Here is a 16,916-nt window from a genome sequence, read left to right on the forward strand (position 1 = left end):
AGTGGCCTGCCGCGACCGTCGAATTGATCGCCGCCATGCTGCCGTGCCTCGTGCGCTGTGAATGTCTTGCCGAAGGCGCTGGGCATGCCTTCGGCCGTCTGCTAGCGTGTGGGCTCCGGAACCTGAACCGCGCCTGGCCACATCCAGCCTTGTTCCGCAAAGCCGCCGCCATCACGGTCCGAACACCGCCGAAGGAGAGGCCGATGTCCGCCGAAGACCCGCTTCAACAGGTGCACCTGTTCGAACCTTTGGACGATGCACAACTGGCCCGGATGCGCGAATCGATGCGCGAGTTCCACCTTGCACCGGGGGACACACTGTTTACGCAGGGCGACCCCGCGCGCTACTTCTTCCTGATCTGCGTCGGCTCGGTAAAACTGTTTCTGCTGTCCCGCGAGGGCGAGGAGAAGGTGATCGACGTACTGCACGCAGGTGCGATGTTCGCCGAGGCGGTGATGTTCATGGAGCACCGGAACTATCCGGTCAACGCCGGAGCGCTGACCGAAACCCGCCTGCTGGCGTTCGACAACGAGGTGTTCCTGGGGCTATTGCGCGAGTCCCCGGATCTGACCCTGCAACTGCTCGGGACGATGAGCCGGCGTCTGCACCAGATGGTTCGGGAAATCGATGAACTGAGCCTGCACAATGCGAACTACCGGTTCATCACCTACCTGCTGCAGCAGGAGCGTACCGGTGCGAACCGGGTCGACCTCAACGCCCCCAAACAGGTGATCGCATCGCGACTTTCGATGAAGCCCGAGACGCTGTCACGGACGCTGTCGAAGCTCCGTGACCAGGGACTGATCCGGGTCAAGGGGGATAGCATCACTTTCCTCGACGAGCCGGGGATCCGTCGCCTGCTGGAGAGCTGATGCGCATGGCAGGGACACCGTGGCCGCCCGCCCCGTGTCGTTGCTTCAGGCCGTTTCGCCGGCGAATGCGGCTTTCGCCTGTTCCTCGATCAGAATCTCCTGCCCAGTGTGCCGGGACGAGAAGTGGAACGGGATCAAGCGTTTGACCCCCGCCTCTCGCGCCAGCCACCCGGCCTGCCCGGCCGTCAGGTGGCCGGTCTCCGCCGCGCGTTCGGCGGACTCGTTCAAGAACGGAGTCTCGACATAGAACCGGTCCGCGTAGCGGGCCAACGACACGATCGCGCACCGGTTGGCCCCGTGGAAGGCCGCATCGACCACGTAGGCGATCGTCTGGCCCGGCACCTCGCGCAGCACCTCGCGGCGCAGCAGACCCAGCGGCTCCGCTCTCTGGTGCTCGCCATGACGGTCACGCCAGCGAATCGTCAGCGCCGTATCGTCTGCGTCGCCCCGGCGCACTCGCTGCTTCAGCTCGGTCAGCCATGGGCCGGTCGGCAGCCCCAATTCGTCCAGCCGGCTCTTCCAGACATTCAGCTGCGCTTTCTCCTCCAGCGCGAACGCCAGCGAGACGATCCCGTTATGATCCAGTGGCACAGCCCGTACCCGGAAGTCGTCCTCGTCGAGCAGTACGCCGTCCGAGGCCGTTGCGGCAGGCATTTCCTCACGGGCGAACGCGCGGGAGGACCGGAACCGGGCCCGGCGCAGCTCGCCGTCCGGCCACCGTTCGACCGCCTCGATCACGAGTTCCACCGCAAAGTTGTGCACCAGGTTCCAGGTGTAGCCGAGCAGCCGGTGCGCGACCCGGTCCAGGAAGTCCGGTGGCCCGTAAAGCCGCAGTCGCTTCGACCGCCCCAGCATCAGCCGCAGCATCGTGTCGAAGCCGATGAAATGGTCCATGTGCGCGTGCGATACGAACACATCGGTGACGCGCAGCACCTGGCGGGGTGACAACGCCACGATCTCACCGAGGTCGAACAGCAGCGCGCGGCGCTGAAACAGGAAGTCGACGTAGAGCACCGGGTCACCGGTGGTGCCGTTGACCAGGTGAGTCTGGAACTGGGGTGTCATGAGCGTTGCCGTTCTCCAGCCGAATACCGCTCAGGGACAGACCCGAACGGTCCCCGGCTCACCGAGCCGGCCGTCGACCTCGATCCGGACAGGCAGCAGCCGCGGGATCAACTCCGCCTGCGTCAGCAGGTGCCGGGTCACCTCAGCGGTCCGTACCGCCGAAGGCTGCGAGCCCAGGGCCAGCGGCAGCAGCAACTGATCCGCGGCCCAGGGATCCACCACGCCCTCGGTCGCCAGGAACCGCAGCAGCCCTTCGACTGCTTCGTCGGCAACCCGCTCGGCCCGCTTGCCGCGTGCGCCGAGCGCAAAGAAGCAGGCCTGGGACCGTTCGAACTCGGCCAACAACACGAGCACCGTCCCCGGCGACTGGGCAGGCAGCCGCTCCGCCTCGATCTCGATCGGGCAGCGCTGGGTCCGGAGACCGTCGAGCGCCCGCACGCGCTGGCGCTCGGCGATCTCATCCGGAAGCAGCGCCACCGCGGACAGTCCGCGGATCCGAACCAGAGGCCCACGGTCCACCCAGTTCGCCGCAACGACCCGGGCACCGCCGCCGATCTGAGCGTGCAACACGCCGCCACCGGGCGGATAGAACCCGGCCATCGGCATCTCGAGAGCAAACGGCACACCGATGCGCGTCATCAGCACCCGCCAATGCCAGTCCAGATAATGGTAACAGGGGCTGAACGGCACATGAGTGCCGCCGGTCACAGTGACGCGCGAGGCATCGCCAGCGACCGCGAGCGGAAGCAGCACGGTCTGCAGCACCAGGCTGGCCGCACCCGCGGTACCGATATCGAAATGGTACGTTCCGGGAACGACCGGGCCCGGCTCGAACCGGAGCTCCCCCGACCCGACGCGCACGCCTTCCATACGCGCACCGCTGATCCAGCCCGCGGCCTGCACCGCCATGCGGTGCTGATAGGCCAGTCCCGGCCGGTCGCGCCGCCCGCGAATACGCACCAGGTGAATCGCCTTGCCGGTCAGCACCGACAGCGACAGCGCGCTGCGCAGCACCTGCCCACCGCCTTCACCCATCGTCCCGTCGATCCTGATCATGCGCTCACCCAGCAGTTGCGCGTTCCCGGCACGTACCCTACCCGCGCTGTCAGGTGACGGTACCGTACCACGGCGCGAAACACTCCGGAGGTACTTGAAAGGGCTAGTGAGCGGCCCTTCCATGCAACCCGCAGCCGAGATTCGGGCACGAGGCGAAGCGCCGTGCCCCGCGTGATGCGAGACTCCCGGGAGCCACGAACCGCGCTGGGTGACAACGAGGCTCTTCGTGCCTGATAGGAGAGGGAGAGATCACTCGGGCTTCGCCCTTCGGGCCGCCACTGCGCAGCGACGTTGTTCTCCGCCGCCTGCTGCGGCTGGTCGAACCAGCGTGTTGGATCTCAAGGGTTCGAATCGACCTTCATCAAGCGAAAAAAGGGCCACAAGGGCCCCGTTTTCATGCTTGGCGGAGAGGGAGGGATTCGAACCCTCGATACGGGGTTACCGTATACACACTTTCCAGGCGTGCGCCTTCAACCACTCGGCCACCTCTCCGGATTCCGCCAACGGCGCTGCGCGCACTGCGCCGGCGAAGCTGCGAAGGGTAAACCAGCGGCGACCAAACCGCAATTCGGCGCGGTACGCGCGCCATGTTGCGGCAGCCTCCGGGTTCGGACACCGGGCGGGTCCCCCCGGTCGCTATTGGCCGCGACCGGGGGGCAACATGCCGGGAAACATATGGACGTTGCCGCCGGATCCCATCTCGCGGATGCGCGCGCTGCCGATCTCCGCCACCTCGTCGATGCGGATGACCGCGTGTAGCGGCACGTGGAAGCGTTCGACCCCTTCGAACTCGTGGCGCAGTCGTTCCTCGCTGGGGTCGACGACGACCTGCGAGCGCTCGCCGAACAGCAGCCCCTCGACGGTCACGAAGCCATAGAGGCGGTCCTGGAAGACCTCACGGGCGAAAACCTCGTAGACCTTGCCCTGGTTGATGAACGTCACACGGAAACGGTTGCTATCGGCCATGCGCCCATCATGCGGCTGTCGCCCGGGATTGCAAGCTCAGTCGAACACGATGGTCTTGTTGCCGTGCGTCAGCACCCGCCCCTCGAGGTGGTTGCGCAGGCCACGGGCCAGCACCCAGCGTTCGACATCGCGGCCCTTGCGGACGAGGTCGGCCACCTGGTCGTCGTGCCGGATACGCACGACGTCCTGTTCGATGATCGGCCCTGCGTCGAGATCTTCGGTCACGTAGTGGCAGGTGGCGCCGATCAGTTTCACACCCCGCGCGAAGGCCTGGTGGTACGGCCTGGCGCCAACGAACGACGGCAGAAAGCTGTGGTGGATATTGATGACCCGATCGCGGAACTCGTGGCACAGGTTGGGCGGCAGGATCTGCATGTACCGGGCCAGCACGACCGTGTCGGCCTGTAGCGCGCGCAACCGGTCCTGCAGGGTCGCGAAGGCTGCCTCGCGGGTCTCGGCGGTCACCGGGATGTGTTCGAACGGAATGCCGTAGCAGCCCGCGATTTCCTCCAGCAGGCGATGGTTCGACAGAATCGCCGGGATTTCCATCGGCAGTTCGCCCGAGCTCCAGCGCGCCAGCAGATCGGTCAGGCAGTGCGGTTCCTTGCTGACCAGGATCACCACGCGCGGCCGCGACGCCGCCCGCGTCAGCGCCCATTGCATGTCAAGCGCACCCGCCAGCTCGCCGAAACGCTGTGCCAGCTCGCTGTCCGCATTCTCGGGTAGCGAGAACACCCAGCGCATGAAGAACCAGCGTGCCTCGGTGTCCGTGTGCTGGGCGGCCTCGGTGATCCAGCCCTGGGCATCGGCGATCAGCCGCGCCACCCGCGCAACGATGCCCATCTGGTCGGGGCAGGAAACGGTCAGGCGAAACTCGGTGCGTTCGGTCATCGGGGGCTCGCAGTCGCCGGGAAGGCTGCATAGTGTAGTGCGCTGCACGCACCCGCTTGTAGTCCCGGGCTCGTGTGCGCCCGCAGGCTGGATCGGCTCCCGGTCACAGTAAGCGTGCGGTCGCGTGCAGACGTGCCAGCGATTCGGCAACCAGCCCGGCGCTCAAGCGCGGTGTCACGCCCGATGGCGTCGGCAGGCATCACCTCCGGTACCACGGACCGACACCAAACCCCCGGAGCATGCCTCTCGGCCTTTCCTGCCCGATTCAGCGTGAAAGTCACCGCCTGTCTCGTGTCCCTGGCGACCCGTAGGGCGGAAAAGCGCAGCGTCATCCGCCACACGGCGTTCGGATGGCCCCGCACGGCCTGCGGCAACCCCGGCGTGGGAATGGCGGATGACGGCCTTCGGCCTCTTCCGCCCTACGCCTACGCCTCTTTCATCCTCAGGGGTGGCCGCGTGCGCCATGAGAGTTAGCGAACGCTCAACTGCGTTCGTCGATCCATCGGCCGATCGATGGCGGCACCTCCTTCTGTGCCCGCCCACTGACGTAGATGCCGATGTGCCCGCCCTTGAACGAGATTTCGGTGTAGTCGCGCGTGCCGACGAGCCCCTTCATCGCGCGCGAGGCATCCGGCGGCACCAGGTGGTCCTCGGTCGCGTAGACGTTCAACACCGGCATGGTCACGTTCTTCAGGTTCACCTCATGCGGTCCGATCCGCAGCCCTCCGGTCACGAGCTTGTTCTGCTGGTAGAAATCTTTCAGAAACTGCCGGTACGCCTCCCCCGCCTGGTCCGGGCTGTCGAAGATCCATTTCTCCATGCGCAGGAAATTCGCGACCTGCTCCGGGTTGTCGAGCAGGTCCACCATGTCGAGGTATTTCTGCCCGATCAGCCGGTAGGGCTTCAGGTTCAGGAAGGTCCAGTTCAGCATCTCGCCGGGGATGTTGCCCAGCGTGTCGACGATCAGGTCGACATCCACATGACGCACCCAGGTGGACAGCATGTTGTCGGGGGTCTGGAAGTCGACCGGAGTCACCATCGTGACCAGGTTCGCAACCTTGTCCGGGTGCGTCGCGGCATAACAGAGGCTGAAGGTGCCTCCCTGGCAGATGCCCAGCACGTTGATCGCGTCTACGCGATGTCGCTTGCGAATCACGTCGACGCAGCGATCCAGGTAGCCGTTGATGTAGTCGTCGAGCGTCAGGTAGCGGTCCGCACGTCCGGGATAGCCCCAGTCGACCAGGTAGACGTCCATTCCGGCGTCGAGCAGACCGCGCACGGTGGAGCGGTTCTCCTGCAGGTCGGCCATGTACGGGCGGTTCACCAGCGCATAGACGATCAAGAGCGGGACCGGGTTCTGGACCACGCTGGCGGGTGCCTGAAACCGGTAGAGGACCATCTTGTCCTCCTCGTAGATCGCCTCCCGGGGTGTCACACCGGTGGTGATCTCCTCGGCGTCCATCAGGTTCTGGACACCGTGCGTGAGCTTACGCTGGAAACTGGTCAGCTCCTCGAGGGCCTCGTCGGGACGGATCTGGATCGGGGGTATCACGGGTTTTTCCTCCGGGTGGCTCCGGTCTTGCGGGTCGTGGCGGCCTTCGACGTTCCCGACGTCCGGCGGCTTCTGGGTTTCGGCGCCTCGACGGGCGCGTCGTCATCGCTCCCCGCCTCCGGCGCGGCCCCGGGCGCGACTTCGGACGCGGCTGTCGCGCCGGTCGTCGGCGCTTCGGGTGCCTGGGATACGACGCTGGTGCGAAGTTCTGCGATCTCGCTGCGCAGGCGGTCGATCTCCGCGCCCACGCCCTTCAGGTCATCGAGTTCGGCTCGCATGGCCTCGGCCTGGCACCGGAGCGTCTGATACGCGGCGCGGGTATCGTGCAGGCGCCGCTGCAGCGTCGCGATCTCGGACGCCGTCGGGATGTTCATCGTTTCCAGCCACTCGTCGACCAGCCGGGCCCCCTGCTGCTTGACCGCCATCAACGCGTTCACCATCCGGCCGTAGCGCTTGGCGTAGTCGTCCGAGCTGGCGTATTCGGCATAGGCCTCCTCGCAGGCATCAACCCAGATATTGAAGACCTCGCGCACGGAGTTGATCGCGGTGCCCTCCTGGGTTCTGGACTCCATCCGGTTGCGGAACGCATCCAGCGACTTGGAACCCAGGTGCGCGAACCCGGCCTGGTACTCGCCCATCGCCTTCTCGTAATCGAGCAGCAGGCGCGTGAGCCGCTGGTACTGCTCCTGCGATTCGCGCCCGTAGCCGATCGCCGGCGCTGACAGGATCCCTTCCAGTTGCGCCCGCAGATCCGTTGCCTTGCCGCTTTCGAAGGCCTTCATGAAGTCCCCCGGGAACGGCATCCCTCCTGACAAGGTGCGCGACCAGGTATCGAACGGAAGATCCCAGAACGCCATACCCTTGCGGCCACCTTCGCGCGCGAACTGGGCGAACGGGTTCATCCCCTGGCTACCCTGGCTGAAGGCCTCGCCCATCATGCGGGTCCAGTTCTCGATCATCTCGGGGAGGTCGGCGGCGGGCCCACCCTTGCAGAGGCCCTCGACCATCGAGAAATACCCCTTGCCGACATTCACCATGTGTTCGAGCAAGTCGTTCGCGGGTTTCGGCGTGGCCGGGGCGACGCCCTGCCACCACTGTTCCATCGCGGTGGCCCACGGTGGGGTGCTCCCCTCGGATGTCGGAGCGGCCGTTTCGAGCCCACGCCGGGTCATGTCCATCCAGGCGTCCCAGTAGCGCCGTTGCGCCTCCAGCCACTGGTCGGCAGTCGAATCGGAATCAGCCATCGTCAGTCTCCTGGTCGTCGCCGCAGCCGGCGGCCGCGCAGCCCGGCTTGGATAGTAGAACCTAACGGGGATACTAGCACGGAATTTGTGCACCGCAACATGGCATGGACGGTCGAACGACGCTGGGGAACGCGCGAGCACCGTGCAATAATCGAATCCTTCCGTCCCGGCAACCCGGCAGTCAATCGGACTCGCCCCACACAACGTTACCCGAAGGAGACCGGAGAGATGAGTGAAGAGATCGTGATCGTCGGCGCCGCGCGCACGGCCGTTGGAACGCTGCTCGGCTCCCTGAGCGACCTGCCGGCCAGCGAGCTGGGTGCGAAGGTAATCCGCGCCTTGCTCGAACGCGCCGGCGTGAAGCCCGAACAGGTCGACGAGGTCATCCTGGGGCAGGTGCTCACGGGCGCCGCCGGCATGAATCCCGCACGCCAGGCGTCGCTCGCTGCCGGCATCCCGTACGCGACCCCGGCGATGACCATCAACATGGTCTGCGGCTCGGGGCTCAGGGCCGTGCATCTCGCGTCGCAGGCGGTGCGTTGCGGCGATGCCGGCATCGTGGTGGCCGGCGGCCAGGAAAGCATGAGCCTGGCACCGCATGCGCTGCCCAAGTCCCGCTCGGGGCTCAAAATGGGCGAATGGCCGATGAAGGATACGATGATCCAGGACGGCCTTTGGTGTGCAATCACCGACGGCCACATGGGGAACACGGCCGAGAATATCGCCCGCGAATATGGCATCAGCCGGGAGCAACAGGATGCGTTCGCGGCCGAGTCGCAGCAGCGCGCCGGGGCCGCGATCCGCGACGGCGCGTTCCGCGACGAGATCGTCCCGATCGAGATCCCGCAGCGCAAGGGCGACCCGATCGTGTTCGACACCGACGAGTTCCCCCGGCCGGGCACCACCGCAGAGACGCTGGCCAAGCTGCGCCCCGCGTTCCACAAAGACGGCACGGTCACCGCCGGCAATGCCTCCGGCATCAACGATGGCGCGGCGGCCGTGATCGTGACCAGCGCGTCCAAGGCCGCCGAACTCGGCCTGAAGCCCATGGCGCGTATCGTGTCCTTCGCCTCCGCCGGGGTCGACCCTGCGGTGATGGGCACCGGGCCGATCCCGGCCACCCGCGCCTGCCTGGAGAAGGCCGGCTGGCGGCATGAGGATCTGGATCTGGTCGAAGCCAACGAGGCGTTCGCAGCCCAGGCAATCTCGGTGAACCAGACGCTGGGCTGGGATCTGGCCAAGGTGAACGTCAGCGGGGGCGCGATCGCGCTCGGGCATCCGATCGGCGCCTCGGGCGCGCGGGTACTGGTCACCCTGCTGCACGGCATGCAGCGGCGCGACGCACGGCGCGGTCTGGCGACGCTTTGCATCGGTGGAGGCCAGGGCGTGGCGATGGCGGTCGAGCGCATCGACTGAGCGCTACCCGGGCGCGCCGGACCGCTCGGCGAACAGCGGTCCGGCGCGCCCGGCAACCTGCCAGCCCATCATGTAGAATTCAAGATGGGACAGCGTACAGGGGCACCGCCGTGACCGACCAACGCCTGATCAAGAAATACCCCAACCGGCGGCTCTACGACACCGAGGAAAGCCGGTACATCACGCTCGTCGACGTCCAGCGGCTGGTACAGCAGGGCCAGAACATCAAGGTGATGGACACGCAGAGCGGCGAGGACATCACCCGCGGAATCCTGATCCAGATCATCACCGAGCAGGAAGCGAGTGGCACCCCGCTGTTCACCACCGACATGCTGACCCGCTTCATCCGCTTCTACGATGCCTCGATGCAGGATGCGTTCTCGAGTTTCCTCGAACAGACCCTGAAGCTGTATTCCGAGCAGCAGGAACAGATGCAGGCGCAGTTGAATCACCTGGTTTCCGGCAAGAGCGTCGACAACTGGACGCAACTCGCCGAGCGCAACATGGAACTCTGGCGGGAGATGCAGGACAGCTTCTTCCGCGCGGCCGGTCTGCCCGGCACCGGGCGTCGGTCGACCCGCCCCCCACACGACCGCTGAAATCGCTCCCGGCCCGTCGTTCACCGGGCCGTAGGTCCTCGACCCGATTCGAGCCAGACCGCCTGCGCTCGGCAGTTCCTGCCGAACGTGCCGGAAATCCGAACGTCGCTGCGTCGCCCGCAACCGATCCGGCCGCTCGATCGCGGCAGCCGGCAGCGCCCCTCTGTCCTTGACAATTCCGGCCCCCAAGCCTATGCTGCAATGCAACAATGCTGCACTGCACCAACACGGGGTGGTGGCATTTCGATGGAGATGACGATCATGCAAAACCAGATGTTCGACGCCTATAATGAAATGGCTCAGGGTAGCTACGACGCCCTGCGCAGGCTGGGCGAAATCAACATGCGTGCCGGCGAACGCCTCCTGCAGCAGCAGCTGGACCTGACCCATTCGATGCTGGAAGCCAGCACCAAGGGTATGGAACTGATGACCAAGGCGAAGGGCTATCAGGAACTGATGGCGGGTCAGGCCAAGCTGGCCCAGGACTACGGCCAGGAGTGCCTGAAGGGCTACCGCAGCGCGGTCGATGTGCTGACCGAAGCCCGCGACGCGGCCGCCGAGGTGATGGATCAGCAGGCACAGGCCGCCAGCAAGAACCTGCAGGCCGCCGGCGAAACCCTGAAGAAGGCGACGGCCAAGCCAGCCGCCTGAACGCAAACCATACGGCCCGGCACTGCGGTGGCGAGGCCTCAACGGCCCGCACCGGCAGCTTCGCCGGGCCTTTACGGAGGATGCATGGCAGCACGAATAGCGTTGGTCACCGGGGGCATCGGGGGCATCGGGTCCGCGATCTGCAGGGAACTGGCCGCGAAGGGATTCCGCGTCGTCGCGGGCTACTATCCCGCCGAGAAGGATCTGGCCGAACAATGGCTGCAGAAACAGCGCTCCGAGGGCCTGGAGTTCGAGATCGCTTCGGGAGACGTTTCGTCCTTTGAAGACTCGCAGCAGATGGTCCGGGATATCGAAAGCCGCGTGGGCCCGATCGACGTGCTGATCAACTGCGCCGGAATCACCCGCGACAAGACCTTCCGCAAGATGGAGCCCGACCAGTGGCGGGCCGTGATGAGCACCAATCTGGACAGCCTGTTCAACGTGACCCGGCAGGTGGTCGACGGCATGGTGGAACGCGGCTGGGGGCGTATCGTGAACATCTCCTCGGTGAACGGCCAGCGTGGTCAGTTCGGCCAGACCAATTACTCCGCAGCCAAGGCCGGCGCCCATGGCTTCACGATGGCGCTGGCGCAGGAGGTGGCGCGCAAGGGCGTGACCGTGAACACCGTCTCGCCGGGCTACATCGCCACCGAAATGACACAGGCCATCGCCGAGGAAGTACGCCAGCAGATCATCGCGCAGGTTCCGATGGCACGGATGGGTGAGCCGGACGAGGTCGCGTACCTGGTCGGCGTACTCTGCGACGACCGTGCCGCCTACATCACCGGCGCCAACTACGAACTGAACGGCGGGCTGTTCATGAGCTTCTGAGGCCAGCGGCAGGGGCCCGCATCCGGGCCCCATCGCCCTGCTTCGGTCCCGAATTCCGGAACCTCGTTCGAGGCAATGGCGCCTTGAGCCGGTCCGGCATGGTTTTTCAGGTCTTCGCCCTGCTTCTGACGTAATCGCCACGCAACGGCTATGCTCTGTAGCCTGATGCTCTGGCGCCCGACCCTTCGTCCCCGAAGTCCGCTGATCCGCCGGATCGAGATCGGCGTGTTTGCCGTGCTACTGACGGTAATCGGCGTCTGGGCCTGGCAGCACAAGCCTTCGGCGCTGAATCTCGCACTGTTCAAGCAGGAACTCCGGGTGGCGCTGGTGAGCCATCCCCACGACCATACCTCGATCGACCTGAGCAGCCGCGCGGACCAGTTCGAACATGTGCTGCTGCGTGGCCTCGCCCAGCATATCGGCGCAAGGCTGCAGATCCGGCCCGTGGCCGGGCCGCACGAGGCCTATCGACTGCTCCATGCACGTCGCGTCGACATCGCGGCCGGATTCCTGGTTGCGCCGAACGGCGATACCGGAATCGAAGTCGGGCCCGAAATCCTGCCAATCGAGAAGAACCTGGTGTACTGGAACGGGCTGGGGCAAAACATCGGCTCCACCGCAGGCATGCCGGATGGGGCACGCATCGGCGTAACCTCCACCCTGGCACTGCCCGACGACCTGCTGGGCACGAACGAATACCCACGGCCCGAACTCATCCAGTATGCCGATGGATCCGAACTGGTGCCGGCCCTGCAGTCGGGATTCCTGAATTACGCGGTGCTCACGTCCATCGAGCTGAGCCGTCTGCAGCGCGTCCACCCCGAACTGCGCTCGGCGTTCGAGTTTCCCGCCCGCTTCTCCGTCGTCTGGCTTTTCCCGACCGGCTACGACCGCAGCCTGATCGACGCCGCCCACGCGTACCTCGACGAGCTGCGCAGCGAGCGCGAATTCGAACTCCTGTTCGACCGCTTTTTCGGGCACCTGGACGTGCACGGACTGGTCGACGTGATCACCTTCTCCCGTTTCGTCGAGGACCGGCTGGGTCAGCTGAAACCGCTGTTCCGGCAGGTGGCGCAGGAATACGGACTGGACTGGCGCTTCCTCGCCGCGGTCAGTTACCAGGAATCGTTGTGGAATCCCGATGCCGTCTCCCCGACGGGAGTACGCGGCCTGATGATGCTGACCCGGGCAACGGCCGGATCGCTAGGGGTCACCGACCGCACCGACCCGGAGCAGAGCGTCGATGGAGGCGCCCGCTATGTGTTGCAGATGCTCGACCGCCTGCCCGCCAGCGTTCAGGAGCCGGACCGAACCTGGATGGCATTGGCGGCGTACAACGTCGGCCTGGGTCACCTGCTGGACGCCCGCCGTCTGACCGAACGCGGTGGCGGCGACCCGGATCTCTGGCTGGACGTGATGACCTGGCTGCCGAAACTCGCTCAGCGCGAATGGCATGAGCAGACTCGCCACGGCTATGCCCGGGGCTGGGAACCCGTCACCTATGTGCAAAACATCCGCAGCTATTATGACTGGCTGGTGCACCTGTTCCCGACGCCTGACGACCGCCCGGAGATGAGCCCGATCTACCTGCGCGTACCCCTGGCGCTCTGAACTGGCTGCCCTGAGCCATACGCGCCGATGTCCTCTCCGTTCACGAACCCCGGCGCGCCCGAAAGAACGCCCGAAGCTGTTCCCCTGCCTGCTCGGCCAGCACCCCCCCTGTGACTGCGATGCGGTGGTTGTGCGACGGATGCGTGACCAGATCCAGCGCACTGCCCGCGGCTCCGGTCCGCGGATCCGACGCGCCGAACACCAACCGCGCAATGCGCGCATGGATCATCGCTCCGACACACATCGGGCAGGGTTCCAGGGTCACGTATAGCGTGGTTCCGGGCAGACGGTAATTCCTCAGAATGCGTGCCGCCTGACGGATCACGCGAACCTCGGCATGCGCAGTAGGATCGTGCTCGCCGATCGGGGCATTGTGACCGCGTGCCAGGCACACGCCGCCCAGCACCAGTACCGCGCCCACCGGCACCTCACCGGCCCGCGCACCGGCCTGCGCTTCTTGAAGCGCCAGCGCCATCCAGTCGCGATCTGTCCCGGTGTCAACCTGGGCAATACCGGTTTCGAACATGCGTTGCAGCGTTCAACCGCCGGCCTGTCGTGCCAGCCGGTCCTCGAGTTCGGCAAGCAGCTCCCCCATCGCCGACGACAGCGCCGCGACCAGCGCCTCCGGTGACCGCGTCGCCAGATCGACCGTCTGCTCCAGGTCCCAGAGCCTGCTATCGGTTCGGCCCTGCACGAACACACGCAGGCCCGCGCGGGCCGCCCCGGTACCGCCCGCTCCCAGATCGCCATGAAGCGCGGTGATCAGCACGTCGATTTGCAGGGACCCCGGATGCGACCGGGCATCGGTAACCAGGTTCACGGAGCCATCGGTCCGGGTCCAGCGTTCACGCAGGATCTGCTCGAAATGCTCGCGCGGGCTGAGAAACCATTCGTTGTAGAAGTCCGACTCGTACCGGTACGGTCCGAGTCGGTAGACCAGTCCCTTGCCGGCCACCGCCGGGGCAATTCGCACCGACCCCAGTTCCACCGGCACCGGTGGCCGCTCGACCGCTGCCGGATCGGGGATCTCCAGCAGGAACCACGCGCGGTCCACCGCCGGCTGCTCCGGCAGCAGCGTGCACCCTGCCGCCGCGAATGCCAGCCAGAGGATCGCAGCCGGACGAAACCAGTGGCAGATCATCTCATGGACTCCTTTCGATCGCACTGCGGGGCGGAGGCCCACCGAAGATCGTTCCGGCCGGATTGCGACGCGCGTCTTCGGTCAGCGAGCGCAGCCCCGTGGTCACGGCTTGCAGGTCGCTCAGCGTCGCCGCCAGCTTTTGCTCGTTGATCTCGAGCCCCCGGTCGAGGCGCACGACGACCGCCTCGATCTGGGTCACCAGACCGCCGATGTCGGCTCGCTCAACGGCCTCGCGCAGCGAACGCAATGTGCCCCGGGTCTCGCCCGGGAGCGCGGCAATGTCGGGGTCCTGCAGCAGGCGCTCGGCGGCCACCAGAAGCTGACGACTCTGCTCCACGGTTTCCTGCAGGTGACCAGCCAGGTCTTCTGCATGACGGGTCAGGGACCGGGTATCCAGATCCGCTACCGTCCGCTCCAGGGTATGCAGCGCGGAGACGGTGCTATCCACCATGCCCTCGATGTCGAGCAGGTCTATCCGGCGCAGAACACTCTCCGCATATTCCAGGAACTGCAGCGCAATGCTGGGTGCAGACGGAATATAGACGCTGCGCGGTTCCCAGGCGATCGGCAGCTGCGGATGGGTCGTCGGATCCAGAAAGTCGAGCTCAAGGTAGTTGATCCCGGTGATCCCCTGCGCGGCCATGCGCACTCGCAGGCCGGCCTCGATGAAGGGTTCGAGCACGTTCTCGCTGAACAGCGTCTCCCGGGCCGTGGAGGCGAACCGGTCGGGCCGAAGCCTGCCCTCCACCAGCACATAGCGCTTGCGCTCCACCGGTGACACCTGCTGCTCGTATTCCACCGAGGTAAACCCCAGCCGGGTGACTTCACCGATGGTCACGCCGCGAAACTTGATCGGGGCACCGACATCCAGCCCCTGCACCGAACCGTCGATGTAGGTCTCCATCTCGATCGTGGGCCGTAGCAGGTTGCCCGTGCCCATCACGACCAGTATCACCACCAGTGTGCCGATGGCGCCGAGTATGAACAGGCCAAGCCGAAAATGATGTACGGCACTCATGCTGATGACTCCTCGATTTCCGAACGCCGCAGGAAGCGCCGTACCCAGGGATGCGTGCTGGAGTCACGCAAGACCCTCGGGTCACCCTCCGCCACGATCGATCGGGTTTCCGTGTCCAGCATAATCACCCGATCGGCGATCGCAAAAATGCTGGGGAGTTCGTGCGTGACCACCACCAGCGTCATGCCCAGACTGGAGGCCAGGCGGCGGATCAGGACATCGAGTTCCGCCGAGGTAATCGGATCGAGCCCGGCCGAGGGTTCGTCGAGGAACAGGATCTTCGGATCCAGCGCCATCGCGCGCGCGATGGCGGCCCGTTTCTGCATGCCGCCGCTGATTTCCGACGGCATGAAATCACTGTAGGCCGCCAGGCCGACGAGTTGAAGCTTGGCGCGGGCGATCCGATTCATCGCGCCCTGCGGCAGCCGCGTATGCACCTCCAGCGGCAGCCGTACGTTTTCCAGCAGGGTCATCGACCCGAACAGCGCCCCCATCTGGTACATCACACCGACCTGCCGCAGGATCGCTTCGCGCTCGGGCCCATCGGCACGCGCCATGTCGGCATCCGCGATCAGGATTCGACCCGCCAGCGGTGTATAAAGGCCGATCATGTGTTTCAGCAGCGTGCTCTTGCCGCTGCCGGAACCGCCGAGAATCACGAAGATCTCGCCGCGGCGCACGGTGAAGTTCAGTTCCTGCATGATCACCATGGAGCCGAAGCCCATGGTCAGGCCCTCCACCCGAATGATCGCGTCGTCCCGATCCGGCATGGTCAGATCCCGAAATGATAGAACAGCATCGCGAACAGTCCGTCGGCGACTACGATCAGGATGATCGCGCTGACCACCGCGCTGGTCGTCGACCGCCCGACTGCTGCGGCGCCGTTGCCCGTCTGCAGACCGCGCAGGCAGCCGACACTGGCGACCAGCAAGCCGAACACCGCGGCCTTGAACAGGCCGGAGGTCAGATCGGTCAGCGTTACCGCGCCGCTGACCTGGTTGAAGAACGCCACCCACGGGATCCCGAAGCCACGCATCACCAGCGCCGCGCCGATCAGCCCGATCAGATTGGCATACAGCGTGAGCAGCGGCGCGACGAAGACCCCGGCGAGAATCCGCGGCACCACCAGGAAACGCACCGGGTCCAAGCCCATGGTGGTCAGCGCGTTGACCTCCTCGTTCACCTTCATGGTCCCGATCTCGGCGGCGAACGCCGCACCCGAGCGCCCGGCGAGCAGGATCGCCATCATCAGCGGCCCGAGTTCGCGCAGCAACGAAATCGCGACCAGGTCGGCCACGAAGATCTGCGCGCCGAACTGGCTCATCGCGATCGCGGACTGGAACGCGAGAATCACGCCGAGCAGAAACGCGATCAGTGAGACGATCGGAAGCGCCTGGAAGCCCGCAGCCTCGGCCACCTTCAAGGTATCGCCCCAGCGGACCCGGCCGGGGTGCAAGACCGCGAGCGCAAGCGCCCGGCTGTACTCGCCGATGAACGCGATCTGCTCGTAGATCTCGTGCCCGACCGCCACCACGTATCGGCGCAGACGCGTGGTCCAGGGACGTTCGACCGCGCCTCGGGCCGAACGCGTCGCCGCGGCTTCGCGGTAAGGGCGAAGGTGCCCCTCGATCGCGCCATCGAGGCCGTCCATATGGACCTCCACCCCGCGCTCTGCCGCCACCTGCTCGACGCTGAACAACAACGCGGCTCCGGCGCCATCGCAATAGCGTACGCCCGACAAATCGACCGACAGCTCCCCCTGGGCGGCGAAATCGTCCGCTTCACGCAACACGCGCTCCCAGAGAGGGCCCACGCTGTAGGCATCCATGCGGCCAGCAAGGAGAATACGTGCAGGCGGCCCCGGCTCGGCACGGTAACGCAGATTCGGATTCGGATCGGTTTCGGGCCTTGGCATTGCTCGCATCCGGGGTCAACCGTTCATAATGGCGCTCCCCACCCGGGCTCGCCGGAACCTGGGACGGGAATCCGACTCAACAGGCTGG

18 protein-coding genes and 1 tRNA gene are annotated in these 16,916 nt (G+C 65.9%); 7 read left to right on the forward strand and 12 right to left on the reverse strand.

Translation table 11 applies throughout. The annotated features are described in order from the left end of the window. Positions 1 to 203: 203 nt before the first annotated feature. Positions 204 to 872: a Crp/Fnr family transcriptional regulator gene (locus THITH_RS10270; RefSeq protein ID WP_006748188.1), complete on the forward strand. Its 669-nt coding sequence runs from the start codon at positions 204 to 206 to the stop codon at positions 870 to 872. 45 nt (positions 873 to 917) lie between these two features. On the opposite strand, the gene THITH_RS10275 is transcribed toward THITH_RS10270, so the two are convergent. From THITH_RS10275 to purU, 5 genes are all read right to left on the reverse strand, one after another. After that, positions 918 to 1,937, reverse strand: coding sequence for a ribonuclease Z (locus tag THITH_RS10275; RefSeq protein ID WP_006748187.1), 1,020 nt, complete (start codon positions 1,935 to 1,937; stop codon positions 918 to 920). Between the two features lie 30 nt (positions 1,938 to 1,967). After that, entirely contained in the window at positions 1,968 to 2,993 is a 1,026-nt protein-coding gene (gene rtcA / locus THITH_RS10280) for an RNA 3'-terminal phosphate cyclase (protein ID WP_025367473.1), read from the reverse strand. A 401-nt stretch (positions 2,994 to 3,394) separates the two neighbouring features. Next, positions 3,395 to 3,485 (reverse strand) — tRNA-Ser (locus THITH_RS10285). Between the two features lie 144 nt (positions 3,486 to 3,629). Further along, positions 3,630 to 3,959: a DUF1820 family protein gene (locus tag THITH_RS10290; RefSeq protein WP_006748185.1), complete on the reverse strand. Its 330-nt coding sequence runs from the start codon at positions 3,957 to 3,959 to the stop codon at positions 3,630 to 3,632. A gap of 36 nt (positions 3,960 to 3,995) precedes the next feature. Then, entirely contained in the window at positions 3,996 to 4,850 is an 855-nt protein-coding gene (gene purU / locus THITH_RS10295) for a formyltetrahydrofolate deformylase (RefSeq protein ID WP_006748184.1), read from the reverse strand. 270 nt (positions 4,851 to 5,120) lie between these two features. On the opposite strand from purU, the gene THITH_RS19270 reads away from it, so the two are divergent. After that, positions 5,121 to 5,324 (forward strand): hypothetical protein, encoded by a 204-nt coding sequence (locus THITH_RS19270; protein ID WP_084222655.1) that lies wholly within the window; start codon positions 5,121 to 5,123, stop codon positions 5,322 to 5,324. A 7-nt stretch (positions 5,325 to 5,331) separates the two neighbouring features. Here THITH_RS19270 and THITH_RS10300 read toward each other — a convergent pair whose 3' ends face one another. Further along, positions 5,332 to 6,399 (reverse strand): class III poly(R)-hydroxyalkanoic acid synthase subunit PhaC, encoded by a 1,068-nt coding sequence (locus THITH_RS10300; RefSeq protein WP_025367474.1) that lies wholly within the window; start codon positions 6,397 to 6,399, stop codon positions 5,332 to 5,334. Next, entirely contained in the window at positions 6,399 to 7,646 is a 1,248-nt protein-coding gene (gene phaE, locus THITH_RS10305) for a class III poly(R)-hydroxyalkanoic acid synthase subunit PhaE (protein ID WP_006748181.1), read from the reverse strand. Before phaE ends, THITH_RS10300 begins: the two co-directional genes overlap by 1 nt. A 228-nt stretch (positions 7,647 to 7,874) precedes the next feature. Here phaE and THITH_RS10310 point away from each other — a divergent pair, with 228 nt between their 5' ends. From THITH_RS10310 to mltF, 5 genes are all read left to right on the forward strand, one after another. Then, positions 7,875 to 9,062: an acetyl-CoA C-acetyltransferase gene (locus THITH_RS10310; protein WP_006748180.1), complete on the forward strand. Its 1,188-nt coding sequence runs from the start codon at positions 7,875 to 7,877 to the stop codon at positions 9,060 to 9,062. 110 nt (positions 9,063 to 9,172) lie between these two features. Beyond that, a complete protein-coding gene (gene phaR, locus THITH_RS10315) occupies positions 9,173 to 9,661 on the forward strand; it encodes a polyhydroxyalkanoate synthesis repressor PhaR (RefSeq protein WP_006748179.1) in 489 nt (162 codons plus the stop codon). 246 nt (positions 9,662 to 9,907) lie between these two features. Continuing rightward, the gene (locus THITH_RS10320) at positions 9,908 to 10,312 is read left to right on the forward strand and encodes a phasin family protein (RefSeq protein ID WP_232222189.1); all 405 of its coding nucleotides are present in this window, start codon (positions 9,908 to 9,910) and stop codon (positions 10,310 to 10,312) included. A gap of 84 nt (positions 10,313 to 10,396) precedes the next feature. Next, entirely contained in the window at positions 10,397 to 11,143 is a 747-nt protein-coding gene (phbB, locus tag THITH_RS10325; protein WP_006748177.1) for an acetoacetyl-CoA reductase, read from the forward strand. Between the two features lie 150 nt (positions 11,144 to 11,293). After that, positions 11,294 to 12,754 (forward strand): membrane-bound lytic murein transglycosylase MltF, encoded by a 1,461-nt coding sequence (mltF, locus tag THITH_RS10330; protein ID WP_006748176.1) that lies wholly within the window; start codon positions 11,294 to 11,296, stop codon positions 12,752 to 12,754. Positions 12,755 to 12,794: 40 nt separating this feature from the next. On the opposite strand, the gene tadA is transcribed toward mltF, so the two are convergent. Genes tadA through THITH_RS10355 form a run of 5 tightly spaced genes read right to left on the reverse strand, consistent with a single transcriptional unit; the run spans position 12,795 to position 16,828 of the window. Continuing rightward, positions 12,795 to 13,280 carry a tRNA adenosine(34) deaminase TadA gene (gene tadA, locus THITH_RS10335; RefSeq protein WP_006748175.1) on the reverse strand — a complete coding sequence of 162 codons (486 nt, stop codon included), beginning with the start codon at positions 13,278 to 13,280 and terminating at the stop codon, positions 12,795 to 12,797. A gap of 12 nt (positions 13,281 to 13,292) precedes the next feature. Further along, a complete protein-coding gene (locus tag THITH_RS10340) occupies positions 13,293 to 13,895 on the reverse strand; it encodes a PqiC family protein (RefSeq protein WP_006748174.1) in 603 nt (200 codons plus the stop codon). 1 nt (position 13,896) lies between these two features. Continuing rightward, complete coding sequence (locus tag THITH_RS10345) at positions 13,897 to 14,913, reverse strand: MlaD family protein (protein ID WP_006748173.1); 1,017 nt, start codon at positions 14,911 to 14,913, stop codon at positions 13,897 to 13,899. After that, positions 14,910 to 15,683, reverse strand: coding sequence for an ABC transporter ATP-binding protein (locus THITH_RS10350; RefSeq protein WP_006748172.1), 774 nt, complete (start codon positions 15,681 to 15,683; stop codon positions 14,910 to 14,912). The genes THITH_RS10345 and THITH_RS10350 overlap by 4 nt, the downstream gene beginning before the upstream one ends. A 2-nt stretch (positions 15,684 to 15,685) precedes the next feature. Next, positions 15,686 to 16,828 (reverse strand): ABC transporter permease, encoded by a 1,143-nt coding sequence (locus tag THITH_RS10355; RefSeq protein ID WP_006748171.1) that lies wholly within the window; start codon positions 16,826 to 16,828, stop codon positions 15,686 to 15,688. Positions 16,829 to 16,916 lie beyond the last annotated feature (88 nt).

It is taken from the genome of Thioalkalivibrio paradoxus ARh 1, assembly GCF_000227685.2.
Taxonomy (GTDB): Bacteria; Pseudomonadota; Gammaproteobacteria; order Ectothiorhodospirales; family Ectothiorhodospiraceae; genus Thioalkalivibrio; species Thioalkalivibrio paradoxus.